At 74.1% G+C, this 23,493-nt stretch carries 18 protein-coding genes; 6 read left to right on the plus strand and 12 right to left on the minus strand.

Annotation, left to right across the window (positions count from 1 at the left end; translation table 11 throughout):
- Nucleotides 1-2 precede the first annotated feature (2 nt).
- A complete protein-coding gene (locus tag ACIRVF_RS26530; RefSeq protein WP_402822642.1) occupies nucleotides 3-734 on the plus strand; it encodes a sirohydrochlorin chelatase in 732 nt (243 codons plus the stop codon).
- Nucleotides 735-737: 3 nt separating this feature from the next.
- On the opposite strand, the gene ACIRVF_RS26535 is transcribed toward ACIRVF_RS26530, so the two are convergent.
- The 6 genes from ACIRVF_RS26535 to ACIRVF_RS26560 form a co-directional block, all read right to left on the minus strand.
- Nucleotides 738-1,046, minus strand: coding sequence for a hypothetical protein (locus ACIRVF_RS26535; RefSeq protein ID WP_402822645.1), 309 nt, complete (start codon nucleotides 1,044-1,046; stop codon nucleotides 738-740).
- Between the two features lie 401 nt (nucleotides 1,047-1,447).
- Nucleotides 1,448-2,209, minus strand: coding sequence for a ricin-type beta-trefoil lectin domain protein (locus ACIRVF_RS26540; protein ID WP_402822648.1), 762 nt, complete (start codon nucleotides 2,207-2,209; stop codon nucleotides 1,448-1,450).
- Nucleotides 2,210-2,994: 785 nt separating this feature from the next.
- Nucleotides 2,995-3,708 (minus strand): ricin-type beta-trefoil lectin domain protein, encoded by a 714-nt coding sequence (locus ACIRVF_RS26545; protein WP_402822651.1) that lies wholly within the window; start codon nucleotides 3,706-3,708, stop codon nucleotides 2,995-2,997.
- Nucleotides 3,709-4,000: 292 nt separating this feature from the next.
- The gene (locus ACIRVF_RS26550) at nucleotides 4,001-5,767 is read right to left on the minus strand and encodes a DEAD/DEAH box helicase (protein ID WP_402822654.1); all 1,767 of its coding nucleotides are present in this window, start codon (nucleotides 5,765-5,767) and stop codon (nucleotides 4,001-4,003) included.
- Between the two features lie 170 nt (nucleotides 5,768-5,937).
- Nucleotides 5,938-6,144, minus strand: coding sequence for a cold-shock protein (locus ACIRVF_RS26555; RefSeq protein ID WP_380421466.1), 207 nt, complete (start codon nucleotides 6,142-6,144; stop codon nucleotides 5,938-5,940).
- Nucleotides 6,145-6,468: 324 nt separating this feature from the next.
- Nucleotides 6,469-8,679, minus strand: coding sequence for an MMPL family transporter (locus ACIRVF_RS26560; protein ID WP_402822657.1), 2,211 nt, complete (start codon nucleotides 8,677-8,679; stop codon nucleotides 6,469-6,471).
- A gap of 447 nt (nucleotides 8,680-9,126) precedes the next feature.
- Between ACIRVF_RS26560 and ACIRVF_RS26565 the strand changes: the two genes are divergently transcribed.
- The 3 genes from ACIRVF_RS26565 to ACIRVF_RS26575 all read left to right on the plus strand — a co-directional run bounded on the left by ACIRVF_RS26565 (nucleotide 9,127) and on the right by ACIRVF_RS26575 (nucleotide 12,097).
- Nucleotides 9,127-10,020: a phosphotransferase enzyme family protein gene (locus ACIRVF_RS26565; protein WP_402822660.1), complete on the plus strand. Its 894-nt coding sequence runs from the start codon at nucleotides 9,127-9,129 to the stop codon at nucleotides 10,018-10,020.
- A gap of 172 nt (nucleotides 10,021-10,192) precedes the next feature.
- Complete coding sequence (locus ACIRVF_RS26570) at nucleotides 10,193-11,248, plus strand: polysaccharide deacetylase family protein (protein WP_402822663.1); 1,056 nt, start codon at nucleotides 10,193-10,195, stop codon at nucleotides 11,246-11,248.
- Nucleotides 11,249-11,281: 33 nt separating this feature from the next.
- A complete protein-coding gene (locus tag ACIRVF_RS26575; protein WP_402822666.1) occupies nucleotides 11,282-12,097 on the plus strand; it encodes a hypothetical protein in 816 nt (271 codons plus the stop codon).
- Nucleotides 12,098-12,100: 3 nt separating this feature from the next.
- Here ACIRVF_RS26575 and ACIRVF_RS26580 read toward each other — a convergent pair whose 3' ends face one another.
- From ACIRVF_RS26580 to ACIRVF_RS26605, 6 genes are all read right to left on the minus strand, one after another.
- On the minus strand, nucleotides 12,101-12,568 hold the full coding sequence (locus ACIRVF_RS26580) for a GNAT family N-acetyltransferase (protein ID WP_402822669.1): 468 nt from the start codon (nucleotides 12,566-12,568) through the stop codon (nucleotides 12,101-12,103).
- Complete coding sequence (locus ACIRVF_RS26585; protein ID WP_402822672.1) at nucleotides 12,565-13,299, minus strand: exonuclease domain-containing protein; 735 nt, start codon at nucleotides 13,297-13,299, stop codon at nucleotides 12,565-12,567. The genes ACIRVF_RS26580 and ACIRVF_RS26585 overlap by 4 nt, the downstream gene beginning before the upstream one ends.
- Nucleotides 13,300-13,801: 502 nt before the next feature.
- Nucleotides 13,802-15,748 (minus strand): FtsX-like permease family protein, encoded by a 1,947-nt coding sequence (locus ACIRVF_RS26590; RefSeq protein WP_402822675.1) that lies wholly within the window; start codon nucleotides 15,746-15,748, stop codon nucleotides 13,802-13,804.
- Complete coding sequence (locus ACIRVF_RS26595) at nucleotides 15,745-16,506, minus strand: ABC transporter ATP-binding protein (RefSeq protein ID WP_402823005.1); 762 nt, start codon at nucleotides 16,504-16,506, stop codon at nucleotides 15,745-15,747. The genes ACIRVF_RS26590 and ACIRVF_RS26595 overlap by 4 nt, the downstream gene beginning before the upstream one ends.
- Nucleotides 16,507-16,570: 64 nt before the next feature.
- On the minus strand, nucleotides 16,571-17,047 hold the full coding sequence (locus ACIRVF_RS26600) for a GNAT family N-acetyltransferase (RefSeq protein ID WP_402822678.1): 477 nt from the start codon (nucleotides 17,045-17,047) through the stop codon (nucleotides 16,571-16,573).
- 46 nt (nucleotides 17,048-17,093) lie between these two features.
- On the minus strand, nucleotides 17,094-18,368 hold the full coding sequence (locus ACIRVF_RS26605) for an SAV2148 family HEPN domain-containing protein (RefSeq protein WP_402822681.1): 1,275 nt from the start codon (nucleotides 18,366-18,368) through the stop codon (nucleotides 17,094-17,096).
- A gap of 383 nt (nucleotides 18,369-18,751) precedes the next feature.
- On the opposite strand from ACIRVF_RS26605, the gene glgX reads away from it, so the two are divergent.
- Together glgX and treY are read left to right on the plus strand one after the other, a co-directional pair.
- Entirely contained in the window at nucleotides 18,752-20,899 is a 2,148-nt protein-coding gene (gene glgX / locus ACIRVF_RS26610) for a glycogen debranching protein GlgX (RefSeq protein WP_402822684.1), read from the plus strand.
- A gap of 72 nt (nucleotides 20,900-20,971) precedes the next feature.
- Nucleotides 20,972-23,491 (plus strand): malto-oligosyltrehalose synthase, encoded by a 2,520-nt coding sequence (treY, locus tag ACIRVF_RS26615; RefSeq protein ID WP_402822687.1) that lies wholly within the window; start codon nucleotides 20,972-20,974, stop codon nucleotides 23,489-23,491.
- Nucleotides 23,492-23,493: the final 2 nt, after the last annotated feature.

The raw sequence follows: 23,493 nt of genomic DNA on the forward strand, positions 1-23,493 counted from the left end.
CGATGACGCCCGCCCTGCTGCTCATCGCCCACGGCAGCCGCGACCCGCGGCACGCCGCGACCGTCGCCGCCCTGGTCGAGCAGGTGCGGGCACAGCGGCCCGCCCTGGAGGTCGCCACCGCCTACCTGGACCACTGCGCGCCGCGGATCCCCCAGGTGGTCGGCCGACTGACGGACGCGGTGGCCGTGCCGCTGCTGCTGAACCGGGCCTTCCACGCCAAGCACGACATCCCGGCCGCGCTGCGCGCCGCCGGCGCCGGGCTGCCGGTCGCGGACGTGCTGGGGCCGTCGCCGCTGCTGCTCGACGCCCTGGACCGCCGCCTCGCCGAGGCCGGGCTCGACCTGGCCTCGGCCGCGGTCCGCTCCCGGACGGGCGTGGTGCTGGCGGCGGCCGGCTCCTCCGACCCGGCCGCCGACGCCGCCACCCGCGCCGTCGCCGCCGAGTGGCGCCGCACCCGCGGCTGGGCCGCCGTCGAGGTCGCCTACGCCTCGGCCTCCGGGCCGCGCGTGCCGGACGCCCTCGCCGCCCTGCGCACGGCCGGTGCCTCCTGCACGGCCGTCGCCCCCTACCTGCTGGCCCCGGGCCTGCTGCCGGACCGCATCGCCGCGGCGGCCGCCGACGCCGACGTCCTGGCCGACCCCCTCGGCCCGGCACCCGAGCTGGCGGCGCTGCTGCTGGAGCGCTACGACCAGGGCCGCCTGGCGGCGGCCACGGTCCCGGCGCTCACAGCCTGAGCCTCAAGACGCTTGGCGGTGCTGGTACTCGGCCACCGCCGCGGTGATCACGCTAAGCGGCACGGGCTCGCTCACGTCGGCGATGGCAGCCTCGATCCACTCCCGCATGATGGCCGTCGGCTTCAGCCCTCGTTCCCGTGCCCGGCGCCGCACCTCGTCCATCACCGGTTTGGGCAGCCGCAGCGAGGTGGTGATCATCACCGATTCCGCCGCCACCTGCTCACCCGGCTCGGCGCTCATGATCTCGTCCTCGGTCAGCTCGTGCGTCTCGTAGTATTCGGCGATCGCTTCGAGCTCCGCATTGTCAGTCATCCGCCACCTTCAATTCGTCCGCCTGAGGAACAGGCGCCGTTCGGCAACCGTCATGTCGCGCGCAGTGGCGCAGTACCACGCCGACGGCCTCGCAGTGCTTTCCGCCAACAGATGCCGCCCGGCTCGCGTCACGCCCAGGCAGATCGTTGTGCCCTTCCGGCCACCGGAAAACCAGTGGGGACGGGAGAACACCACATCTTCCACCTCGGAGGGGCCCACTCCATGCCTGGAGATGTGCTCCTCGGAGCGCTCGGTCCAGTAGATCTCACTATGCACGACCGCAGCGTGTTACAAACGCATTGCGCGAGACCAGCCACCGTCATCCGAGCGGGTGACGGCGCGCGGAAGCACCGACGGCGCGCGCGGCCGGAGCCGTGCGCGCCGTAGCGGGAGGGTCCGGGTCAGGCCGGGAGGTTCCACTTCTGGTTGGCGGCGCCGTTGCAGTCCCAGATGCCGAGCTGGTTGCCGTTCGCGGTGGAGAAGCCCAGGTCGTCCAGGCAGCGGCCGGACTGCGGGTTGAGCAGCGAGCCGTCGGCCCGGGGCTGCCACTGCTGGGCTCCGGTGCCGTTGCAGTCGTAGATCTGCACCCGGGTGGCGTTGCCCGTGTTGCCGCCCTGGACGTCCAGGCACCTGCCGAGGGCCCGGACGGTGCCGTCGGCGCCGATCTTCCACTGCTGGGAGGTGTTGCCGAGGCAGTCCCAGATCTGGACGGGGGTGCCGTTCGCGACGCTGCCGTCGCGGACGTCCACGCACTTGTTCACGTAGCCGCTGATCTGGCCGACCGGGCCCGCCGGGACCGGGGAGCCGGACACGATCCAGCCGAAGGTCGGCATCGCCGGCCAGAAGCACCCCGCTCCGGCGCTGGTGTTGCCGGTGGCCCAACCGCTGCTCATCCCGTAGTAGGTGGGGATCCCGTTGCTGCCGGTGCTCTGGCACTGGACCGCCACCCGCCAGGTCTGCATCGGGTCGATGCCCGAGCAGGTGCCGAGGAAGCCGTTGCCGCTTCTCGTGACGGAACAGTTCCCTGCCGTCAGGGCCCGGGCGGCCGGCGCGGAGGAGGTGCCCTGGGCGGCGGTGCTCTCGGCGGCACCGGCAGTCGGTGCGGTGAGTGCGGCGGCTCCCGCGAGCAGGGTGGTGGCGAACACGGCGGCGGTACGGCGCATGAAAGGTCCTTCCGAGAGCGGTGAACCGGTCAACCCGCGTGTGGAGCAACCGTGATGACGGTGCAACATTTGTGCGGGCCGCGTGGAAGCCTCGGGCACGACAGGTCGCCGGTCAACGGGCGGGACGGAGATCACGCCACCGGTCCGTCCACGGAGGGCAGGTGTGCGCCACGGGACGGGGAGGGCCCCGGCAGGCCGGGCCGACCGCCGATCCGGCCGGATCACGCAGGGCCCGGCGGGGCCGGTCGGACCCGGCGCAACGTGAAACCGTCGCCCGGATGGCCGGCGTTGGCGTCGGCGAGGCCGCCGGAGAGCTGGTACAGGGCACCGGCGGGGCCGGTGGTGACGGCGGTGGGGGTGGGGGCGGACGGCGGCGAGGCGGGCGGTGCGCCAGTGGTCGTCGGAGCGCAGTTCGACCTCGACGTCCCGGCCGGCGCCGAAGAAGGCGTTGGTGACACCCGCGATGGTTCCGTCGGGGCGGGCGGCGATGCCGTCGAGGTGGAGCAGCGCCCCGCCGCCGGCGATCTCGACCCTGCGCACGGCCGCCCGGCCCCCCGGCGGGAGGCGCCACAGGGTGCCGTCGTCCCTGGGCCTGCTACGAATCGACCAGCACGTGCTGCCGGCGGCGGAGGGGCTGCAGCTGATCGTGATGTCGCCGCGTGACGCGGAGACGGCGGACCGGTTGCGCCGGCCGGCTCCGACGCCCTCCGCGGTGTGGCCGCCCGGTCCGGGGAGGGCCTGCCGCCCGGTGCGGTACCGGGCGGCAGACGGTATGTGCCGGTTCGTCAGGTCGGCAAATTCCACTTCTGGTTGGCGGCGCCGTTGCAGTCCCAGATGCCGAGCTGGTTGCCGTTCGCGGTGGAGAAGCCCAGGTCGTCCAGGCAGCGGCCGGACTGGGGGTTGAGCAGCGAGCCGTCGGCCCGGGGCTGCCACTGCTGGGCGCCGGTGCCGTTGCAGTCCCAGAGCTGGACCATGGTGTGGTTGGCGGTGCCGCCGCCCGAGACGTCCATGCACTTGCCGAGGGCGCGGATGGTGCCGTCGGAGCCTATCCGCCACTTCTGCGCGAGGGTGCCGTTGCAGTCGTAGATCTGGACGGGGTTGCCGTTGCCGAGGTTGGCGCCCTGCACGTCGACGCACTTGCCGACGTAGCCGGTGATCTGGCCGGTGGGGCCGGCCGGCGGGGTGGCGCCCATGATGATGTGCGGGAACATCACGCTGTCGCCGACGCCGCAGGCCGCGGAGACGCTGCCGTCGCCGATCGCCACGCCGCCGATCGCGGGGCGGGAGAACTGCACGGTGTGGGTGGAGTTCCAGTAGTAACAGGTGGCGCCCACGGACCAGGTCTGCATCGGGTCGAGACCGCTGCAGCTGCCGACCGCGCTCCAGCCCGCCACGAAGGCGGAGCAGGCGGGCGCGGCCTGGGCGGTGGTGGCCGGTGCGGCCAGGGCGGCGGCCCCTGCGAGCAGGGCGGTGAACAGCAGGGCGGAGGTTCGGCGCATCGGGACGGTGGTCCTTCCGGGGTCGGCGAATCACGTCAACTCAACATCTGCGCAGGGTTGATGACTGTGCGACAGATGTGTGGGCCGGGTAAAAGAAGCCGGGGCGGACGGTCCTCCGTCAAGCCTTGGTTCAAGGCGAACTGCTACGGATTCACGTCAGCTGTCGGCTCCGCCCGGAGGCCGACAGGTCCGGAAACGCGGAACGGGCCCCGCGCTCCCCTTGGCGGGGGAGGTCGCGGAGCCCGTTCAGCGGAACTCGACGTACTCGGCCGGACCCGGCCGGGTACGACCGTCAGTCGAACTTGCGGCGCTGGCGCCCGGTGCCGTAGTTGGCGCCCGACTTGGAGCCGCTGCCCGGCCGGGCCCGGCCGGAGGAGCGCCCGATGAACCCGGCGGCCTGCGGCCGCTCGCCCTGGCCGGCGGCGCCGAGGCGCTGCTTGGGGCGCGGGCGGCGCGGGTTGCCGTTCATGTCGACGTCGGTGGGCAGCCCGGAGCGCTTGCCGGAGCGGCGGCGCGGGTTGCCGGACTTGCCGTCGGCGCCCTTGCCGTCGGCGGAGGCGGCCGGGGCCGCGGGCTGGGCGGCGGCCGGGACGGCCAGGGCGACCGGGACACCGCTGGGGGTGCGGGCGCCGGTGATCCGGGCCAGGTCGGCGTCGCCGGGGCGGATCTTGGTCACGGTGGGGCGGATCCCGGCGACCGTCATCAGCCGGTTGACCTCGCGGCGCTGCTCGGGCAGCACGAGCGTGACGACCGTACCGGACTCGCCGGCCCGGGCGGTGCGGCCGCCGCGGTGCAGGTAGTCCTTGTGGTCGATCGGCGGGTCGACGTTGACGACCAGGTCGAGGCCGTCGATGTGGATGCCGCGGGCGGCGACGTTGGTGGCGATCAGCGCGGTGACCTCGCCGTCGCGGAACTGGTCGAGGACTCGGTTGCGCTGCGGCTGGGACTTGCCGCCGTGCAGCGCCGCGGCCATCACGCCGGTGGCGCGCAGCTGCTTGGCGAGCCGGTCGGCGCCGTGCTTGGTGTGGACGAACATGATCACGCGCCCGTCGCGGGAGGCGATGTGGGCGGTGGCGGAGGCCTTGTCGGTCGGCTCCAGCTGCAGGACGTGGTGGTCCATGGTGGTGACCGCGCCGGCCGAGGGGTCGACCGAGTGGGTGACCGGGTCGGTCAGGAAGCGCTTGACCAGCCGGTCGACGTTGCGGTCCAGGGTGGCGGAGAACAGCATCCGCTGCCCGCCCTCGGCGACCTGCTCCAGCAGCTTGCTGACCTGCGGCAGGAAGCCCATGTCGGCCATCTGGTCGGCCTCGTCGAGGACCGTGATGGCGACGTCGGACAGGTTGACGTCACCGCGCCCGATCAGGTCGTCCAGGCGGCCGGGGGTGGCGACCAGCACCTCGGTGCCGCGGCGCACCGCGTTGGCCTGCCGGCTGATGCCCATGCCGCCGACGACGGTGGTGATCCGCAGGTTGACGGCGGTGGCGTACGGGGTGAGCGCCTCGGTGACCTGCTGGGCGAGCTCGCGGGTGGGCACCAGGACGAGCGCCAGCGGGTGGCGGGAGTCGGCGCGGCGACCGGCGGTGCGGGCGAGCAGCGGCAGGCCGAAGGCCAGGGTCTTGCCGGAGCCGGTGCGGCCGCGGCCGAGGACGTCGCGCCCGGCGATCGAGTCGGGCAGGGTGGCGGCCTGGATCGGGAACGGCTCGGTGACGCCCTCGCGGGTGAGCGCGGAGAGGATCGCCTTGGGCAGGTCGAGCTCGCCGAAGGAGGCCGCCGGCGGCCGGGCCGGAGTGCCCTCGACGACGGTGAAGTCGGCGGGCTCCGGGACGGCGGTGCGGCCGGTCCTGGGAGCGCCGGCGCGGTTGCGCGGCTTACGGGCGCGGTCGGCGCCCTCGCCGCCGCCGCTGCGGCGGGCGCGCTCCGGGGCGTCCCCGCTGCGGCGCGGGCGGCCGGTGCGGCCCTGCTCGCCCGTACGGGCGGCGGAGCGGTCAGCGGTGCGGGCGGTGCTGCGGTCGGTGCTGCGGTCGCCACGGTCGCGGGGCGTGCGGGCAGGGGTGGTCACGGGTTCTCCGTCCGTCGGTCGGCAGCCCGCGGTCGCGGACTGGTCGGCCGTCGTCGGTGGTGCGCCGCCCCGGCCGTACGGCGGCATGAACGAGGGCCCGCACCGTCGAGCGGTGCGGGCCCCCGCTTCACGAGATCACAGTCGATCGCGCGTCAGCGTGGAGGCTGACGTCAGCCGATGACCTGGATGTTCTCGCCCTGCGGGCCCTTCTGGCCCTGGGTGACGTCGAACTCGACGCGCTGACCCTCAACGAGCTCACGGAAGCCCTGGGCGACGATGTTCGAGTAGTGGGCGAAGACGTCCGGGCCGCCGCCGTCCTGCTCGATGAAGCCGAAGCCCTTTTCGCTGTTGAACCACTTCACGGTGCCGGTAGCCATAACCGTCTCCTCCTATTGGGGCATCAGGGATCCACACCTCGTGAATCCCCAAGTAGCCGCGATCCCCATCCGGAGACTGAAACACCGGACAAAACAAATGCGCCTGTTGGTTGGTACCAGCAGGCGCACACACACGTTCATGGGAACCAAAACTGCAACTGCTTCGACTGTAGCACGGTCGCACCCCGACTGACCGGGGACTTTTGTGCTCGGCAGATCACGTTTGCCGCCCCCGGAAAATGGGGAGCGGCGCCCCGCCGGAGCGGGGCGCCGCCTGGTGTTCGTCCGCCGTTCAGACCTTGATCGGAAACGGCCGGAGGTCGGTCAGTGCCGGCCGACCGGCTCCGGCGGCATCGTGGTGCCGACCCGCGGGGCCGGGCCCCCGCCGTGGCCCGGACGGGCGTCCGCGCCGTGGCCGGGCCACCAGGCCTTGTTGCCGATCAGCGCGGTGAGCGCCGGGGTGAAGAACATCGCCATCACGAAGGCCGCCAGCACGATGCCGAAGGCCATCGCGAAGCCGAACTCCAGCATGAAGGTGTTGCCCGCGAGCATGAAGGTCCCGAACGAGGCCGCCAGGATGAAGCCGGCCGCCGCGACGGTCGGGCCGCCGTGGCGCAGCGCTTCCCGGGCCGCCTCGCGCGGGGAGCGGCCCGCGCGGGCCTCCTCGCGCAGACGGGCGATGATCAGGATGTTGTAGTCCGTCCCGATCGCCACCACGAAGAGGTAGATCAGGATCGGCATCATGAACATCAGGCCGGTCTCGTGGCCGATCTTCTGGAAGAGCAGCGTGGTGGCACCGAGGGTGGCGCCGAAGCCGAGGCCGACCGAGGCCATCAGGTACCAGGGGGCGACCACGCTGCGCAGCTGGAGCGCCAGGATGAGCAGGATGAGCAGCCCGGCGATCGGGAAGACCAGCTTGTAGTCGTGGGTCATCGCCAGGTTGATGTCCTTGAACACCGAGGTCAGGCCGGCGACCTTGGCCTCGGTGCCGGCCGGGGCCTGCGCGTGGGCGACGGTGCGCAGCTCGGTGACGGTGTCGATGGCCGCGTTGCTGGAGGGTTCGTCCTTGAGCATCACGGTGAACTGTGCGGTGGTGCCGTCGGCGCTGACGGTCTTGCTCTGGCCGTCGGAGGCGGGGCTGGGCAGGACCACCTGGGCGACGCCGGGGACGCCCTGGAGCTTGTCCCCGTAGGCCTTGAAGGAGGCCGGGTCGAGCTTCTTGCCGTCGGTGCTGCTCAGGTAGACCTGGCTCGGGTCGGCCGCGCCCTTGGAGAAGGCGGTGGACATGGTGTCCTGGACGACCATCGACTCCGCGGTCTTGGGCATCGAGCTGCCGGCCATGTCGAACAGGCCGTTGTAGCTCAGGGCGCCGAAGGTCAGGGCGACCAGCACACCGCCGGAGGCGACGGCGGTGAGCGCCGGGCGCTTCTGGACGGTCCGGCCGATCGCGGTGAAGCGCGCGTCGCTGGGCTCGCGCATCCACTTCTTGCCGGGCCAGAAGACGGCCCGGGCGGGGATGACGGCGAGCAGCGCCGGGGCCAGGGTGACGGAGGCCAGGGCGGTGACGACGACCGCGATGGCCAGCGCCGGGCCGAGGGCCTGGAACATGCCGAGGCTGGAGAGGATCAGCGCGGCGAAGGCGATGGTGACGGCGCCGGCCGCGGAGGCGATCGCCTCGCCGACCCGGCCGACGGCGTTGGCCACGGCCTCCTTGCGGTCGTCACCGGCCCGCAGCCGCTCGCGGTAGCGGAAGGCGAGGAAGAGGAAGTAGTCGGTGCCGACGCCGAGCACGACGACGATGAGGATCGCCATCAGGATCGGTGTGCTCTTGAGGTCGAAGGCCTTGGTGGCGTAGTTGATCAGCCCCATGGAGGTGGGGAGCCCGATGATCAGCGAGACCACGATCGGCAGCAGGCCGGCCAGGATGCTGCGGAAGATGATGCCGACGATCACGATGACCAGCAGCAGGGTGGCCATGGTGATGATGCCCTCGGCCGAGCCGGAGGCGTCCTTCTGGTCCAGGGCCTGCGCGGCGGAGCCGCCCAGCTGGAACTTCAGGTCGGTGCCGGTGGCCAGTGCCTTGCCGTCGTCGCGCAGTGCCTTGGCGACGTCCGAGATCAGGTTCTGGTCCTGCTGCTTGGCCTTGTCGATGGAGACCAGGGCCATCCCGTACTTCTGGTCCTGCGAGTAGCCCATGTCCTTGGTCGGCGGGATGATCTTCACCACGCCGTCGATCTTCTTGGCCGACAGGTCCTGGACCAGCTTGTCTATCGCGGACTTGTCACCGTCGGTGAACGCGGCGCCGTCGTTGCGCTCGAACAGGGCGAGGGCGTCCGGCGTGAAGGCGGACGGGAAGGCCCGCGCCTGCAGCTCCGCGGCCTGGATGGATTCGTAGTGCTTGGGCAGGAACGACGCCTCGTCCGCCTGGGAGCTGACCTTGGGCGCCGAAGCGAAGATGGCGATCATCGCGACGAGCCACGCCGCGATCACCCACCAGGCGCGACGGACGACGAAGTGTCCTAGTCGGTGGAACATGCTCGATGCCTCCTGGGCATGGTTCACCGCAGCCCTTGGGGGACGGGACGCTGGGCGACGGCAGGACCGGGCGGGAGACGCGCGCTGGCGCTCCCTGACCGGTCGGCAGGTAAGTGGGTCTGGGCGTCATCCAGCGAGCACGTGCTTGCCTCACGGCAAGGAAGCCCCCGTTGTCCAACCCCCGTTGCGGGCCGCCCCGAACGGCCCCGACCCAGTCTCTCCCGGCCGGACCTCCGTTGACCTCGTGCTCCGGGTGGAGTCTTCTCCCCCTCAGGGTGGAGTCCACCCCCTACCTCCGAGGAGGAGTCGTCAGGGTCGCCGGGTAGGGAAGACCCCGACACCGGGGCCGGCGCGGTCGCGGGGCCCGGCCTCCGGGTGCCCCCCGTGCGTCATGATGATCTCCGTCCGGGGTCCCCCGGACGAACGACGGCGGAACGGAGCCCAGCCATGATCCCCTTCGACGAGGGCCGCGCCCGGCTGCTGCTCGCCCACGCCTGCGAGTCCGCCGGACTGCCCGCCCCGGCCGGCGCCCGGCTGCTCGCGCTCGGCGAGAACGCCGTCTTCGACCTCGGCGACCCGGCCGTGGTCGCCAAGGTCGGCCGCGGCCCCGAACTGTACGACCGGGCGCACCGCGAACTGGCCGTCGCGCGCTGGCTGGCCGGGCAGGACGTCCCGGTGGTCCGCCCGTACGAGGCGGTGCCGGCCGAACCGCAGCTGGCCGACGGCCACCCGGTCACCTTCTGGCACCGGCTCGCCCCCGCCGTCCGCCCGGCCCGCCCGGCCGACCTCGCCCCGCTGCTGCGCGCCCTGCACCGGCTGCCGCTGCCGCCCTTCCCGCTCGGCCACCGCGACCTGCTGGCGCCGGTCGAGCGCTGGCTGGCCTCCGCCGAGGGCCGGGTCGACCCGGCGGACGTCGACTTCCTGCGCCGCCGCCGGGAGGCCTTCGAGGCCGCCCTGCCCGACCTCGTGCCGCGGCTGCACCCCGGAGTGATCCACGGTGACGCGCTGCCCCGCAACGTCCACGTCGGCCCGGACGGACCGGTGCTGCTCGACCTGGAGAACGTCTCGCACGACCTGCGCGAGCACGACCTGGTGGTCCTCGCGCTCAGCCACGACCGCTACGGCGTGCCCGGCGAGGAGTACCGGGCGTTCACCGAGGCCTACGGCTGGGACGTGCGGGACTGGCCCGGTTTCGCGGTGCTGCGCGGGGCCCGGGAGACCGCCAGCGCCTCCTGGGTCGCCCAGCAGGCGGCCGGGAACCCGGCGGCGCTCGCCGAGTTCCGCCGCCGGGTCGCCTCGCTCCGCGAGGGGGCCACCGAGGTGCGGTGGTACCCGTTCTGACGGTGCCCGCATACCCCTTCCGAACGGCGGACGCCAACCCGGTCGGGTGTGAGAAGCCTCTAGGGCCCGAACCGTCCGGCGCGCAACCGGGGCACGTACCATCGGCGTCCTGTCGCACAAGTCGTCCTGACCGATGGATCGGCATTCTTCCCGCCCCTCAGGAGCCGCCGCCATGCACCGGAACGCCGCCCGCCGCCCCTCCCTCCCGACGACCCGTCCGGCACGTCCGGGCCGTCCGGCATGTCCGGGCCGTCCGGCACGTCCGTCCGCCGGCCGCAGTCGGCTGATCGCGGGCTGCATCGCGGTGGCCGCCGTCCTGGGCCTGTCCGCGTGCGGCACCGCCAGCGGGGCGCTGCAGCCGACCACCGGCGCGGCCGCCCCCGGCACCCCCTTCCCGCAGCAGCGGACACCGACCGGCACGGCGGCCACCACCATCGCGCCCGCCCCCGGCTCGGACGCCGCCACCGGCTTTCCTCCGGCCGCCCCGCCGACCACCGCGAAGCCGCGCACGCCCGGCACGCCCGGCACGCCGGCCGCCTCCACCCCCGCCGCAGCCCCCACTCCCGCGGCGTCCGGCACTCCCGCGGCGCCGCCCGCCCAGCCCGCCCAGCCCGCCCAGCCCGGCCAGCCCGCCAAGGTGATCGGCTCCACCGCCTCCGGCGGCCGCACCGTCGCCCTCACCTTCGACGACGGCCCCGGCCCGGCCACCGGCCAGATCCTCGACCTGCTCGCCCAGTACCACGTCAAGGCCACCTTCTGCGAGATCGGCCAGAACGCCGCCGCCAACCCGGCCCTGGTCAAGCGGGTGCTGGCCGAGGGGCACCGGCTGTGCGACCACAGCGTCCACCACCCCCAGCCGTTCGCGAAGCTCTCCCACGACGGGGCGGCGTACGAGATCGGCGCCGCCCACGACATGATCGTCAAGGCCGGCGGGCCCGGCACCGAGGTCAGCTGGTTCCGCGCGCCGGGCGGCGGCTTCAACACCGACAACGAGCACATCGCGGCCGGGCTCGGGATGTCCTCCCTCGGCTGGTCCGTCGACCCGCGCGACTGGTCCCGCCCCGGCGTGCCCGCCATCGTCTCCGCCGTGCAGCACCAGCTCAAGCCCGGCGGCGTGATCCTGATGCACGACGGCGGCGGCGACCGCAGCCAGACCGTGGCCGCGCTCAAGCAGCTGCTGCCCTGGCTCGTCGCCCAGGGCTACACCTTCGACCTCCCCGCCACGTAAGGGAGTTCGACGACGGGCCTAGGCTTGGGCGCCGTGACCGACACCGCGCCCGCGCCCAGCCCTGCCGAACTCGCGGCCGCCGTCCCCGGCCTCGCCGAGTACCTGCGGCCCGCGACCCTGCTCAACCCGTACGCCGCGCAGCCCGTACCGGGGGCGAGCGGCATCGGCGGCCCGGCACTGTGGCCGGTGGGCGCACCCTGGCCGCACTGCACCGCCAGGCACCCGGAGGACGAGTACCTGATCCCCCGCAGTGCCCCGGCACCCCCCACCGTCCCCACGGCTCTGATCACGCTCGCGCACCTGCGGGCCGAGGACGCGCCGCACCTGCCGTGGCCGGAGGGCACCGATCTGCTCCAGGTGCTCTGGTGCCCCAACGACCACGACGACATCCAGGGCGAGCGGTTCTACTACGGCCCCGCCGTCGAACTGCACTGGCACCGGGCCGCCGACCTCGCCCCGGCCACTCCTCCGCCGCCCCGGTGCAGCCAGGAGGACCTCTACCTGCCGCAGCCCTGCGCGCTGCGCCCCGAGCAGGTCCTCGACCTGCCCGACCGGGACGAGCTGCCCGAGGAACTCGCCCAGGCCGTCAGGGAGTTCACGGCGCGGCAGGGCATCGGGTACGAGCGCGACCACGGCCGGGCGGACGGCTGGAAGCTGGGCGGCTGGCCGTCCTGGCACTCCACCGACCTCGTCCCGATCGACTGCGGCCGCTGCGGCGAGCGGATGACCCACCTGCTCACGGTGGAGAGCGGCGACCACCCCGGCCTGTCCGTCGGGCGGCACGGCGAACTGCACGTGTTCGTCTGCCCGGTGGACGTGGAGCACCCGGTGGGGCTGGACCTTCAGTAGCGGTCAGGGCACGTGCAGCCGGTAGACCTGGCGCGAGCCGCCCTCCGGTCCGGGCTCGGCGGCCTCGGCGGGCGTGAAGCCCAGCCGCTCGTAGAACACCCGGGCGCCGCTGGTCACCGCGCCGGGGTGGTCCGGGCCGAAGGTGACCACCTCGACCGTGGCCGGGGCGCGGACGTGCCTGTGCAGCGCGTCCTCCACCAGTGCCCGGCCGACGCCCGTACCGCGGGCGCGCTCGGCCACCACCAGCCAGTGCAGGTGGTGCAGCGGGGGTCCGCCGCCGAACAGCAGGCCGCCGAGCAGGCCCCGGTCGTCGTCCGCCACGAGCGCGCGCCCCCGGCCGACGGACTTCTCCACCGCGCGGTGGAAGCCGGGTTCGGCCACCATCGGCCCGAACCAGTGCTCGACCTCGGCCGCGAGGGCGAGGAAGCCGGGCAGGTCCCCGGGCCGGGCCGGGCGCACGGCCGCGGTCATCCGGTCGGCCCCGGCAGTTGCTGCTCGGCCACTCTGGACGGCCAGCGCGGATCCACCACTGCCAGCGGGTCCTTGCCGCGGCGCAGCCAGGCCTGGAGGCCCTCGGCCCACTCCCGGTACCAGCCGATCTGCCGTCCGTGCAGTTCGGCCGGCGCCACCTCCCCCACCTCGGCCGGGTAGCGCCCGGCCAGCGCGACGGCGACCCGCACGGCGGCCAGCGCGTCGCTGCCCGCCTCGTGGGCGTCCGTCAGCTCCACCCCGTACACCTCGCACACCCGCTGCAGGGTGCGGGAGCCCTTGCGATACCTGTCCACGGCCCGGTCGATCACCAGCGCGTCCAGCACCGGCCCGACCGGCCGGCCGAGGCGCTCGGCGAGCGTCGGCAGCCCGTACCGGCGCAGCTCGGCGTCGAGCAGCGAGAGGTCGAACGGCGCGTTGAAGGCCACCACCGGCCGCCCGTCCGTTATCCGCGCGCACAGCGCCGCGGCTATCTCCTCCACCGCCTCCTTGGCCTGCCGCCCCCTGCTGCGCGCCGTTGCGTCCCCGATCCCGTGGATCGCCTCCGCCTCCGCGGGGATCGGCACCCCGGGATCGAGCAGCCAGTTGGCGGCCTCCACCCGGACGGCGCCGACCGTGTCCACGAGCGCGGCCGTGACGATGCGGTCCACGGCCGGGTCGGTGCCCGTGGTCTCCAGGTCGAAGCCGACCAGTGGCTGCTGCCACCAGCTCATCAGGTGTGTCCTTCCGTCCTCCAGCGAAACAGCCCCCATCATCACCCGCCCCACCGACAACCCGGCCGCCCGGGGAGCCGTCCCGGCTGCTCCGCGGCCTTGAACCGCCGTCGGCGAACTCCGGCGGTCCTGCAGCGCGGGGCGACGCCGGGCACCGACGGGTTCCCGGACTTCCTGCTGTCGACGCCGTGCGAGGGGCCGGAGTTCGGGGCGCGTTCCTACCGTGCCCAGGTTCCCGGCCGACTCGGTTTCCCGGGCCCCGGGCGCCTGCCGCCCGATGGCTGCCCGGGCGTCGCCCACCCTCCACCCGTCAACTCGCCGGGTCCGCGGGGACATCGGCCCGGCAGGATCCGAGCGAGCCGGGCGCCGAGCCGACACCGGTGTTCCACGGGGCCGTTGACCGACCGCACCGGACGGCCCCGGCGCGTTCACGAGCGCGCCGGGGCCGAGTGCCGGTGCCGAGTGGCGGTGCCGAGTGGCGGTGCCGTCCGACGACCGGCCCCTACCGCGCCGCCGTTGGGCCGGTCAGGGCAAGACGGCTGGGGAGGAGGCCGGCCGTCACGGCGAGGCCCAGGCACAGGGCCGCGCCGGCGCCGAGGGGGAGCCAGGGCAGGTGGAGCGCAACGGTGGCCTGCCCGGCCAGGATGCGGTGGTTGAGCAGGGCGGTGGTGCCGTACTGGGTGAGCGCGGTGACGGCGAGGGCGAGGGCGGCGGCGGTGGCCACCACCAGGACGGCCTCCAGGGCGACCATCTGCAGCACCTGCCGGCGGACCGTTCCGGCCAGGCGCAGCACGGTGAAGTCGCGGCGGCGGTCGGCGGCGCTCATCACCATGGTGTTGACGATGGCGATCAGGGCGTAGAGCAGGGCCGGGCCGAGGATGGTGGTGGTGGCGATCCAGGCGTAGTGGGCGTTGGGGTCGGGCCCGGGGTCGTGGGCGTCGGTGAGGACGCCGCCGAGCCGGTCGGCGGGTTCGGCGCTGAGGTGGACGGCGCCGGGGCGGGCGCCGTCGAGGTGGCCGTCGGCGGCGTCGCCGCTGAGCAGGATCTCGTCGAGGCCGAGTTGGGTGCGGTAGACGAGGGCGAGCCGCAGACCGGCGATGGTGCCGTCGGCGAGGCGCAGGTTGACCTGGTCGCCGAGCTTCCAGCCGTGGCCGCGCACCTGGTCGGTGGAGGCGGCAAGGGTGGCGCCGCGCAGGTCGGCGGCGGTGCCGTCGACGGCGGGCAGGGTCCAGGCGGTGGCGAGGTCGCCGTCGACGACGGTGGCGGCGGAGGGAACGGAGCCGGGCGAGTCCTCGCCGTGGTCGTCGAAGGCGGGCCGGTCGGCGCCGAGGCCCGTGACCACGGTGGAGGTGGTGGCGGTGGCGTGCAGCCCGGGGGTGGCGGCGGTGAGCCGGCGGGCGGCGTCGGCGGGCAGCGGGGTGTTGCCGGGGCGCAGCACGTAGCGGGCGGCGGCGGTGGCCCTCCCCTGGGCGGTCATGGCGTCGGCGAAGGCGGCGGTGGAGCCGACCACGGTGCCGGTGAGCGCGATGGCGAGGAAGGCCGGGGTGGCGGTGGAGACGGTGCGGCGCACCGCGGTGAGCGCGTTCTGGCGGGCGAGCAGCGGGGCGGCGGCGGTGGCCCGGGCGAGCGGGGCGCTGAGCAGCCGGACCAGCGGCGGGACGACGACGGGCGCGAACAGGGCGATCGCGGTGATGGTGAGCAGGTCGGCGCCGAGCACCCACTGGGAGGCGAGCTGGGGGTCATCCGGCTGGTCGCCGGGGGCGGGCGGCATGGTGGCCGCGGAGAGGTAGTAAGTGACGGTGCCCGCGAGGGCGAGCAGTCCGAGCAGGGCGAAGGCCCAGCGCGGCCGGGTCATGACCGTGCGGTCGACGGCGGCGTCGCCGAGCGCCTCGACGGCGCGCACCCGCCCGGCCCGGACGGCGGCGGTGACGGCGCCGAGCAGGGCGACCAGCAGGCCGACGGTGGCGGCGAGCAGCATCGGGCCGACGGCGGGCCGGGCGGTGAACCCGTCGGGGGCGGCGCCGCGCGCGACCAGCCAGGCGGCGAGCGCGGGTGCGCCGGCCAGCGAGAGCAGGCAGCCGCTGACGGCGGAGGCGAGGGCGACGACGGAGGCCTCGCCGGTGATCAGGCCGACGACCTGACGGGGTGTCGCGCCCACGGCGCGCAGCATCGCGATCTCCTGGCGGCGCTGGGCGACGGCGAAGGCGAAGGTGCCGGCGACGACGAAGACGGCGACGAAGGCGGCCATCACGGAGGTGAACTGGAGCACCTTGTGGAGCGAGGGCGCGCCGAGCGGGGAGTCGTCCCCGGCGGTCTGGTTGAGGAGGCTGCCGGTGGTGGCGACCAGGGTGACGCCGAGGGTGAGGGCGACGTAGGAGCCGGCGAAGGCGGCCTTGCGGCGGCGCAGGCTCGCGGCGGCGACGGGCAGCAGGGTGCCGAGCGGGGTCATGCCGCCGTTCCCTCCGCCCCCGCCGTCTCCAGGGCGGTCATCCGTTCGGCGATCTGCGGGGCGGTGGGGCGGGGCAGGTCGTCGACGATCCGGCCGTCGGCGAGGAAGAGGACGCGGTCGGCGTAGGAGGCGGCGACCGGGTCGTGGGTGACCATGACGGTGCTCTGGCCCTCGCGGTCGACGAGGTCGCGCAGCAGGGCGAGCACGTCGCGGCTGCTGGAGCTGTCGAGGGCGCCGGTGGGCTCGTCGGCGAACAGCATCCGGGGCTTGGTGATCAGGGCGCGGGCGATGGCGACGCGCTGCTGCTGGCCGCCGGAGAGCTGGGAGGGCAGGTGGCCGGCGCGTTCGCCGAGGCCGACCTGGGTGAGGGCGCGCCGGACCTCGTCGCGGTCGGGGCGGCGCCCGGCCAGGCGCAGCGGCAGGCCGACGTTCTGCTCGGCGGTGAGCGAGCCGACGAGGTTGAACGCCTGGAAGACGAAGCCGAGTCGGCGCCGGCGCAGGACGGTCAGCTGGGTCTCGTTCAGCCCGGCGAGGTCGGTGCCGTCCAGGACGACCCGGCCGCTGTCGGGGCGGTCGAGGCCGGCGCCGCACTGCAGCAGGGTGCTCTTGCCGGAGCCGGAGGGGCCCATCACGGCGGTGAAGGTCCCGCGGTCGAAGCCGACGTCCACCCCCCTGAGCGCCCGCACGGCCTCCGGGCCGGTGCCGTAGGTGCGGTGTACGTCTTCGAGGCGCAGCACAGCTGCCCCGCCCTCCCCCATGATCTTCACAGGGGCTACACCTACCACGGGCACGAGCCCGCCGACCAGCCGACGTGGCGAATCGTTACTGCAGGTCAGGTGCGGAGCCCGGACGCGGCTCCCGGTGCATGGTGACGTCGATCGGGTCCTCGTGGACGACCTGGAAGCCGTGCCGTGCGTACAGCCGTTGGGCGGCGCTGCCCCGGAGGACGACGAGGCGCACCGGGGCCCCGGCGGCGTCGGCGTCGGCGAGGAGGTGGCGCAGGACGGCGGTGCCCAGGCCGCGGCCCTGGAGGTGCGGGGCGAGGTAGAACAGCTCCAGGTGGCGGCCGCCCCGCTCGTCGGGGCGGATCGTGACACAGCCCGCGAAGGCGCCCTCGACCAGCAGCACGGAGGTGTACCGGGTGGAGAAGGACTTCCGGACGCGCTCCCGGGAGCGGTTCCGGTCCCAGCGGCCGAGGCGTTCCAGGTCGGCGCGCATGACCCGGGCCTTGAGCTCGACGATGGGTTCGAGGTCCTGGGGGCCGGCGGGCGCCAGGGTCCAGGCGGGGAGGCTGTTCACGGCCCGCAGTGTTCCACCGACGGCGGCCCGCTGACCACAGGATGTCTCACGACACGTTGCGGGAGTCCGCCCAGACCCCCTCGAACTCCTCGCGGTAGACCTCCAGCAGCCCCGGTTCGGTGCCACCCGGCTGCTGGCCCGCCCCGCCGCGCAGGATCAGCGCCGGGGACTCCATGCCGCGGGAGCGGCGCAGGTAGGGCTGGACGACGCCGAGGTCGCGGCTCTGCCGGCGGCCGGCGACCGGTCCGGTGGGGCGGGGGCCCTCGACCAGGTAGGCGGTGAAGCGCGGGGTCTCGTCGAAGACCCGGATCTCGAAGCCGCCCTGGTCCCGCAGCCGGGCCCGGACCCTGCGCACGTGCATGATGTTCATCTCGATGGAGCGGGACAACTCTCCGCGGGAGAGACCGAGTTCGCGTTCCCGGCGGCGTACGGCGCTGCTCGCCGGGTTGAGGAACAGCAGCCGCACCCGGCAGCCCTCGCCGGCCAGCCGGACGAGCCGCTTGCCGGTGTAGTTCTGGCAGAGCATGCCGAGGCCGATGCCGAGGGCGTCCAGGCGGCGGGCGCCGTCGAGCAGGTCCTCGACGGGCAGGTCGCGCTGCAGCCGGACCCGGTCGGCGTGCACCGCGACCACGTCGGCGTAGCGCCCGGCGACGAGCGACTCCACCACGTCGGCGGGCACCCCGCCCGCGCCGCCGTCGAGGACGGCGAGCAGCCGGGCGGCGGCGCGTTCGGTCTGGGCGAGCACGGTCTGGGTGAGCACCCGGTTGCGGGAGACCACGTGCCGGGCCACTTCCAGTTCGTCCAGGGCGAGTTCGATCTCGCGCCGGTCGGCGAGGTAGGGCTCGAAGCAGGGCCAGTGCTGGACCATCAGTTCGCGCAGCTGGGGCAGGGTGAGGAAGACCAGCGGGTCGTCGTCGGCCGGGTCGAGCAGGTAGCCCTTGCGGCGGCTGACCTCGCGCACCGCGCCGGCCCGGTGGGCCCACTCCTCGCCGGCCGGTCCGGCGGCGGCGGTGACCCAGTCCTCGCCGTGGGCGGGCGCGTAGATGGGGTGCAGCACCTCGTCGACGAGGGAGCGCAGCCGCTGTTCGACCAGGTTGAGCCAGACGTAGGCGCGCCCGGACAGCCGGACCCGCTGGTAGGCGTCCTCCCACTCGCCCGCCGACCAGGCGAGCGCGGGGACCTCGACGGGGCCGCCCTGGGCGGGCACCAGGGCGCGACCGGTCATGGTGGGCCGCATGACGACCGTGGGCGCCTCGCTGCGGGCACCGCCGCGGTCGGGGCCGTCGGGCCCGGAGCCACGCCCGCCAGCGGGGAACACCATGCGCCACCTCATCTGCGGCTGACCCCCGCGGGCGCGGGGTCCGTTGACGGGCCGTTGACAAGCACCGGTCGGCCGGGGCGGCCGGACGATCAAGGGTACTGCCCGCCGAGAGCCGTCCGCAGCCGGATGGGCGAGGGGCTCGCGCGCACCACCCGTCCCACTCATCACAGGATTCGCCGCTGGACACCCGTTCGGGCTAACCCCGGCGCTATCTCCCGGCCGTGGGGGAAGGGCTCGGGGAGTATTGCGGGCTGTGCCGTGCGTCACGGCGCGCGAGCGTCGCACATGCCCGCCCGCCCGGCCGGGAAGAGAGCGCACGGGTCCGGGCTGATTGTCGGACTACATGCCAGTTTCCGTACGCCAGAAGGAAGTTGAGGTCTCCCATGCAGGTCTGGCCCGGTAAGCCCTACCCCCTCGGTGCCACCTACGACGGGGCCGGCACCAACTTCGCGGTGTTCTCGGAGAGTGCCGACCGGATCGAGCTGTGCCTGATCGGCGAGGACGGCTCGGAGACCGCCGTCGAACTGCGCGAGACGGACGCCTTCGTCCGGCACGCCTACCTCCCGGGCGTCCAGCCCGGCCAGCGCTACGGCTTCCGCGTGCACGGCCCGTACAACCCGGGCCTGGGCCAGCGGCACAACAGCGCCAAACTGCTGCTGGACCCCTACGCCAAGGCGATGAGCGGCCACATCGACTGGGACGAGTCCGTCTACGGCTACCACTTCGGCGCGCCCGAGCGCCGCAACGACCTCGACTCCGCCCCCCACACCATGCACTCCGTGGTGATCAACCCGTACTTCGACTGGGGCACCGACCACCCGCCGCGCACCGACTACCACCGCACCGTGATCTACGAGGCCCACGTCAAGGGCCTCACCCAGCTGCACCCCGGCATCCCCGAGGAGATCCGCGGCACCTACGCGGGCCTGGCCCACCCGGCGGTGATCGAGCACCTGGCCAAGCTCGGCGTCACCGCGATCGAGCTGATGCCGGTGCACCAGTTCGTCCGCGACCACCGGCTGCGCGACCTCGGCCTGGCCAACTACTGGGGCTACAACACCATCGGCTTCTTCGCCCCGCACTCCTCCTACTCCTCGGGCGGCGACCGCGGCCAGCAGGTGCAGGAGTTCAAGTCGATGGTCAAGGCGCTGCACGCGGCCGGCATCGAGGTGATCCTCGACGTCGTCTACAACCACACCGCGGAGGGCAACCACCTCGGGCCGACGCTGTCGCTGCGCGGTCTGGACAACGTCTCCTACTACCGCCTCGCCCAGGACCAGCGCTTCTACGAGGACACCACCGGCACCGGCAACAGCCTGCTGATGCGCAGCCCCCACGTGCTCCAACTGATCATGGACTCGCTGCGCTACTGGGTCACCGAGATGCACGTGGACGGCTTCCGCTTCGACCTCGCCGCCACCCTGGCCCGGCAGTTCCACGAGGTGGACCGGCTGTCCTCGTTCTTCGACCTGGTCCAGCAGGACCCGGTGGTCTCCCAGGCCAAGCTGATCGCCGAACCCTGGGACCTCGGCGAGGGCGGCTACCAGGTCGGCAACTTCCCCCCGCTGTGGACGGAGTGGAACGGCATGTACCGGGACACCGTGCGCGACCTGTGGCGCGGCGAGAACGCCACCCTGGCCGAGTTCGGCTCCCGGCTCACCGGCTCCTCCGACCTCTACCAGGACGACGGCCGCCGCCCGATCGCCTCCATCAACTTCGTCACCTGCCACGACGGCTTCACCCTGCGCGACCTGGTCTCCTACAACGACAAGCACAACGAGGCCAACGGCGAGGACAACCGGGACGGCGAATCCTTCAACCGCTCCTGGAACTGCGGCGCCGAGGGCCCCACCACCGACCCGGCCGTCGAGGAGCTGCGGGCCCGCCAGCAGCGCAACTTCATCGCCACCCTGATGCTCTCCCAGGGCGTGCCGATGCTCTCCCACGGCGACGAGCTCGGCCGCACCCAGCAGGGCAACAACAACGCGTACTGCCAGGACAACGAGCTCACCTGGGTGCACTGGCCCGAGGGCGAGGGGCCGGAGGCCCGGCTGCTGGAGTTCACCCAGGGGATGATCTGGCTGCGCCGCGACCACCCGGTGTTCCGGCGCCGGCGCTTCTTCCACGGGCGGCCGGTGCCCGGGAGCCACGGCGCCGGGTCCCCCACCCCGAACGGCTACGACGACCTCACGGACATCGCCTGGTTCACCCCCGCCGGGGAGGAGATGACCAAGCGCAACTGGGGCGCCAGCTACGCCAAGTCGCTGACCGTCTTCCTGAACGGCTACGCCATCTCCGAACCGGACCGGCGCGGCGGGCGGATCGTCGACGACTCCTTCCTGCTGATGTTCAACGCCCACTTCGAGCCGCTGGAGTTCACCGTGCCCGCCGACTACGGGAAGGAGTGGCAGGTCGTGGTCGACACCGCCCAGCCCCGGCTGCCCGCCCCCGGCACCGGAGCCCGGGTCAAGGCGGGGGACGCACTGTGGCTCACCGACCGCTCGCTCATGGTGCTGCAGCGACCGGCCTGATCCCCCGGGCGCTCACCTGTTCGGATCAGCAGCGGGTCTTGGCGGCGGCCCCGGCCGGGTACCTATGGACCTATGACCTCCGCCGCCGAGCCCGCGCAGCCCCGCCCGGCCGCTACCCACCCCGCGCCGCCGTCCCCGGCACCGCCGCCCACCGCCTCCTACCGCCTCCAGCTCCAACCCGGCTTCACCCTCCACGACGCCGCCGCCGCCGTCCCGTACCTGGCCGCCCTCGGGGTCTCCCACCTGCACCTCTCCCCGCTGCTGGAGGCCGCCCCCGGCTCCACCCACGGCTACGACACCGTCGACCACACCCGGATCAGCGAGCAGCTCGGCGGCGAGACCGCCCTGCGCGCCCTGGCCGCCGAGGCGCACCGGCACGGCTTGCGGCTGATCGCCGACGTGGTGCCCAACCACATGGCCGTGCCCGTGCCCGAGCAGCTCAACCAGCCGCTCTGGGAGGTGCTGCGGGACGGCCCCGACTCGCCGTACGCCCGCTGGTTCGACATCGACTGGACCGCCCAGCCCGGCCCCGCCGACGCCCCCGGGCGCGGGCGGGTGCTGCTGCCGCTGCTCGGCGACCGGCTCGGCGCCGTCCTGGACCAGCTGACCGTGGACGGCGACCGGCTGCGCTACCACCGGCACGAGCTGCCGCTGCGCCGGGGCACCGAGCACCTGCCGTTGCCCGAGCTGCTCGCCCACCAGTGGTACCGGCCGGCCTGGTGGCGGCTGGCCCGCACCGAGCTCAACTACCGGCGCTTCTTCACCGTCAACGAACTGATCGCCGTCCGGGTCGAGGAGCCGGAGGTCTTCGCCGCGACCCACGCCGTCCTGCTGCGGCTGCACGCCGACGGAGTCCTGGACGGCTTCCGGATCGACCACCCGGACGGGCTCGCCGACCCGCGCGGCTACCTGGAGCGCCTCGCCGAGGCCACGGGCGGCGCCTACGTCGTGGTCGAGAAGATCCTCACCGGCGAGGAGCGGCTGCCGGAGGACTGGCCGGTCGCGGGCACCACCGGCTACGACGCGCTGCGCCGGATCGACGGCGTGCTCATCGACCACACGGGCGCCTGCCGGCTCGCCGGCGCGTACGAGTCCTTCCTGCACGGCGGGCCGGTGCGCGACCTGTGCCAGGACCCGCACCCGGCGATCGCCGCCGCCCGGCGCGGCCGGGCCGACATGACCGGGCCCGGCGGCGAGCTGACCTCCGAGGTCGAGCGGCTGGTCCGGATCGCGCTGCGGATCGGCGCCGCCGAACCGGCCCACGCCGACCACGCGCCGGGGCAGCTGCGGGCGGCGCTGCGGCGGCTGCTCACCGACTACCCGGTGTACCGGCCGTACGCGCGGCCCGGGGAGCCCGTCTTCGACGACCCGCTGCAGGCCACCGGCTCGCTCGGCCCGAACGGCGCGCTCGGCCCGAACGACTCGCTCGGCCCGGACGGCGCGCTCGGCCCGGACGGCGCCACGGACCCCACCGAGCGCCTGGTCGCCGCGCTCGCCCTCGGGGAACTGGGCCGCAGCGCCGACAAGGACGAGTTCTGCGTGCGCTTCGCCCAGACCGCCGCCGCCGTGGCCGCCAAGGGCGTCGAGGACACCGCCTTCTACCGCTGGAACGCCCTGCCCGGCCTCAACGAGGTCGGCGGCGAACCCGCCAGGCCCGGGCTGCGCCCCGCCGAGTTCCACGAGTGGTGCCGGTACCTGGAGCGCACCTGGCCGCACAGCATGACGGTGCTCTCCACCCACGACACCAAGCGCAGCGCGGACGCCCGGGCCCGGCTCGCCGTCCTCGCCGAGCAGCCCGAGGCCTGGGTCGCCGAGGCCGCCGCCTGGTCCACCGCCGCCGGGCCCGGTACCGACCGGGACGCCGACTGGGTGCTCTGGCACACCCTGGTCGCCGCCTGGCCGATCACCCCCGACCGGCTGGTCGCCGCCCTGCTCAAGGCCGCCCGCGAGGCCAAGCTGCACACCTCCTGGACGAACCCCGACCCCGGGTACGAGCAGGCCCTTGAGCAACGGGCCCGCGCCGTCTTCGGCAACGCCGGGCTGCTCCCCCGGATCGAGGGCCTGGTCCACTCCCTCGCCCCGTACGCCCGCTCCAACACCCTGGCCGCCGCCCTGCTGCACCTGACCGTCCCGGGCGTGCCGGACCTCTACCAGGGCAGCGAGGAGCCGCTGTACACCCTGGTCGACCCGGACAACCGGGGCGTGGTGGACCTCGGCGCGCTGGCCGTACGGCTCACCGACGCGGCCGCCCCGCGCCCCGGCGACCTCGCCCGGGAGAAGCTGCACCTGACCGCCACCGCCCTGCACCTGCGCCGCTCCGGCCCGCTCGGCGCCTACCGGCCGCTCGCCGCGGTGGGCCCGGCCGGTGACCACCTGCTGGCCTTCGCCCGGGGCGATGACGTGGTCACCGCCGTCACCCGGCTGCCGTACGGGCTGGCCCGGGCCGGCGGCTGGCGCGACGAGGTGCTGGAGCTGCCGGCCGGCGGCCCGTGGACCGACCAGCTGTCGCTGCGCAGCTTCCCGGCCGGCCCGGTGCCGGTGGCGGAGCTGCTGGCGGCGTATCCGGTGGTACTGCTGAGCAGGAGGGGCTGAGG

The organism is Kitasatospora sp. NPDC101157 (assembly GCF_044768255.1).
Classification (GTDB): domain Bacteria; phylum Actinomycetota; class Actinomycetes; order Streptomycetales; family Streptomycetaceae; genus Kitasatospora.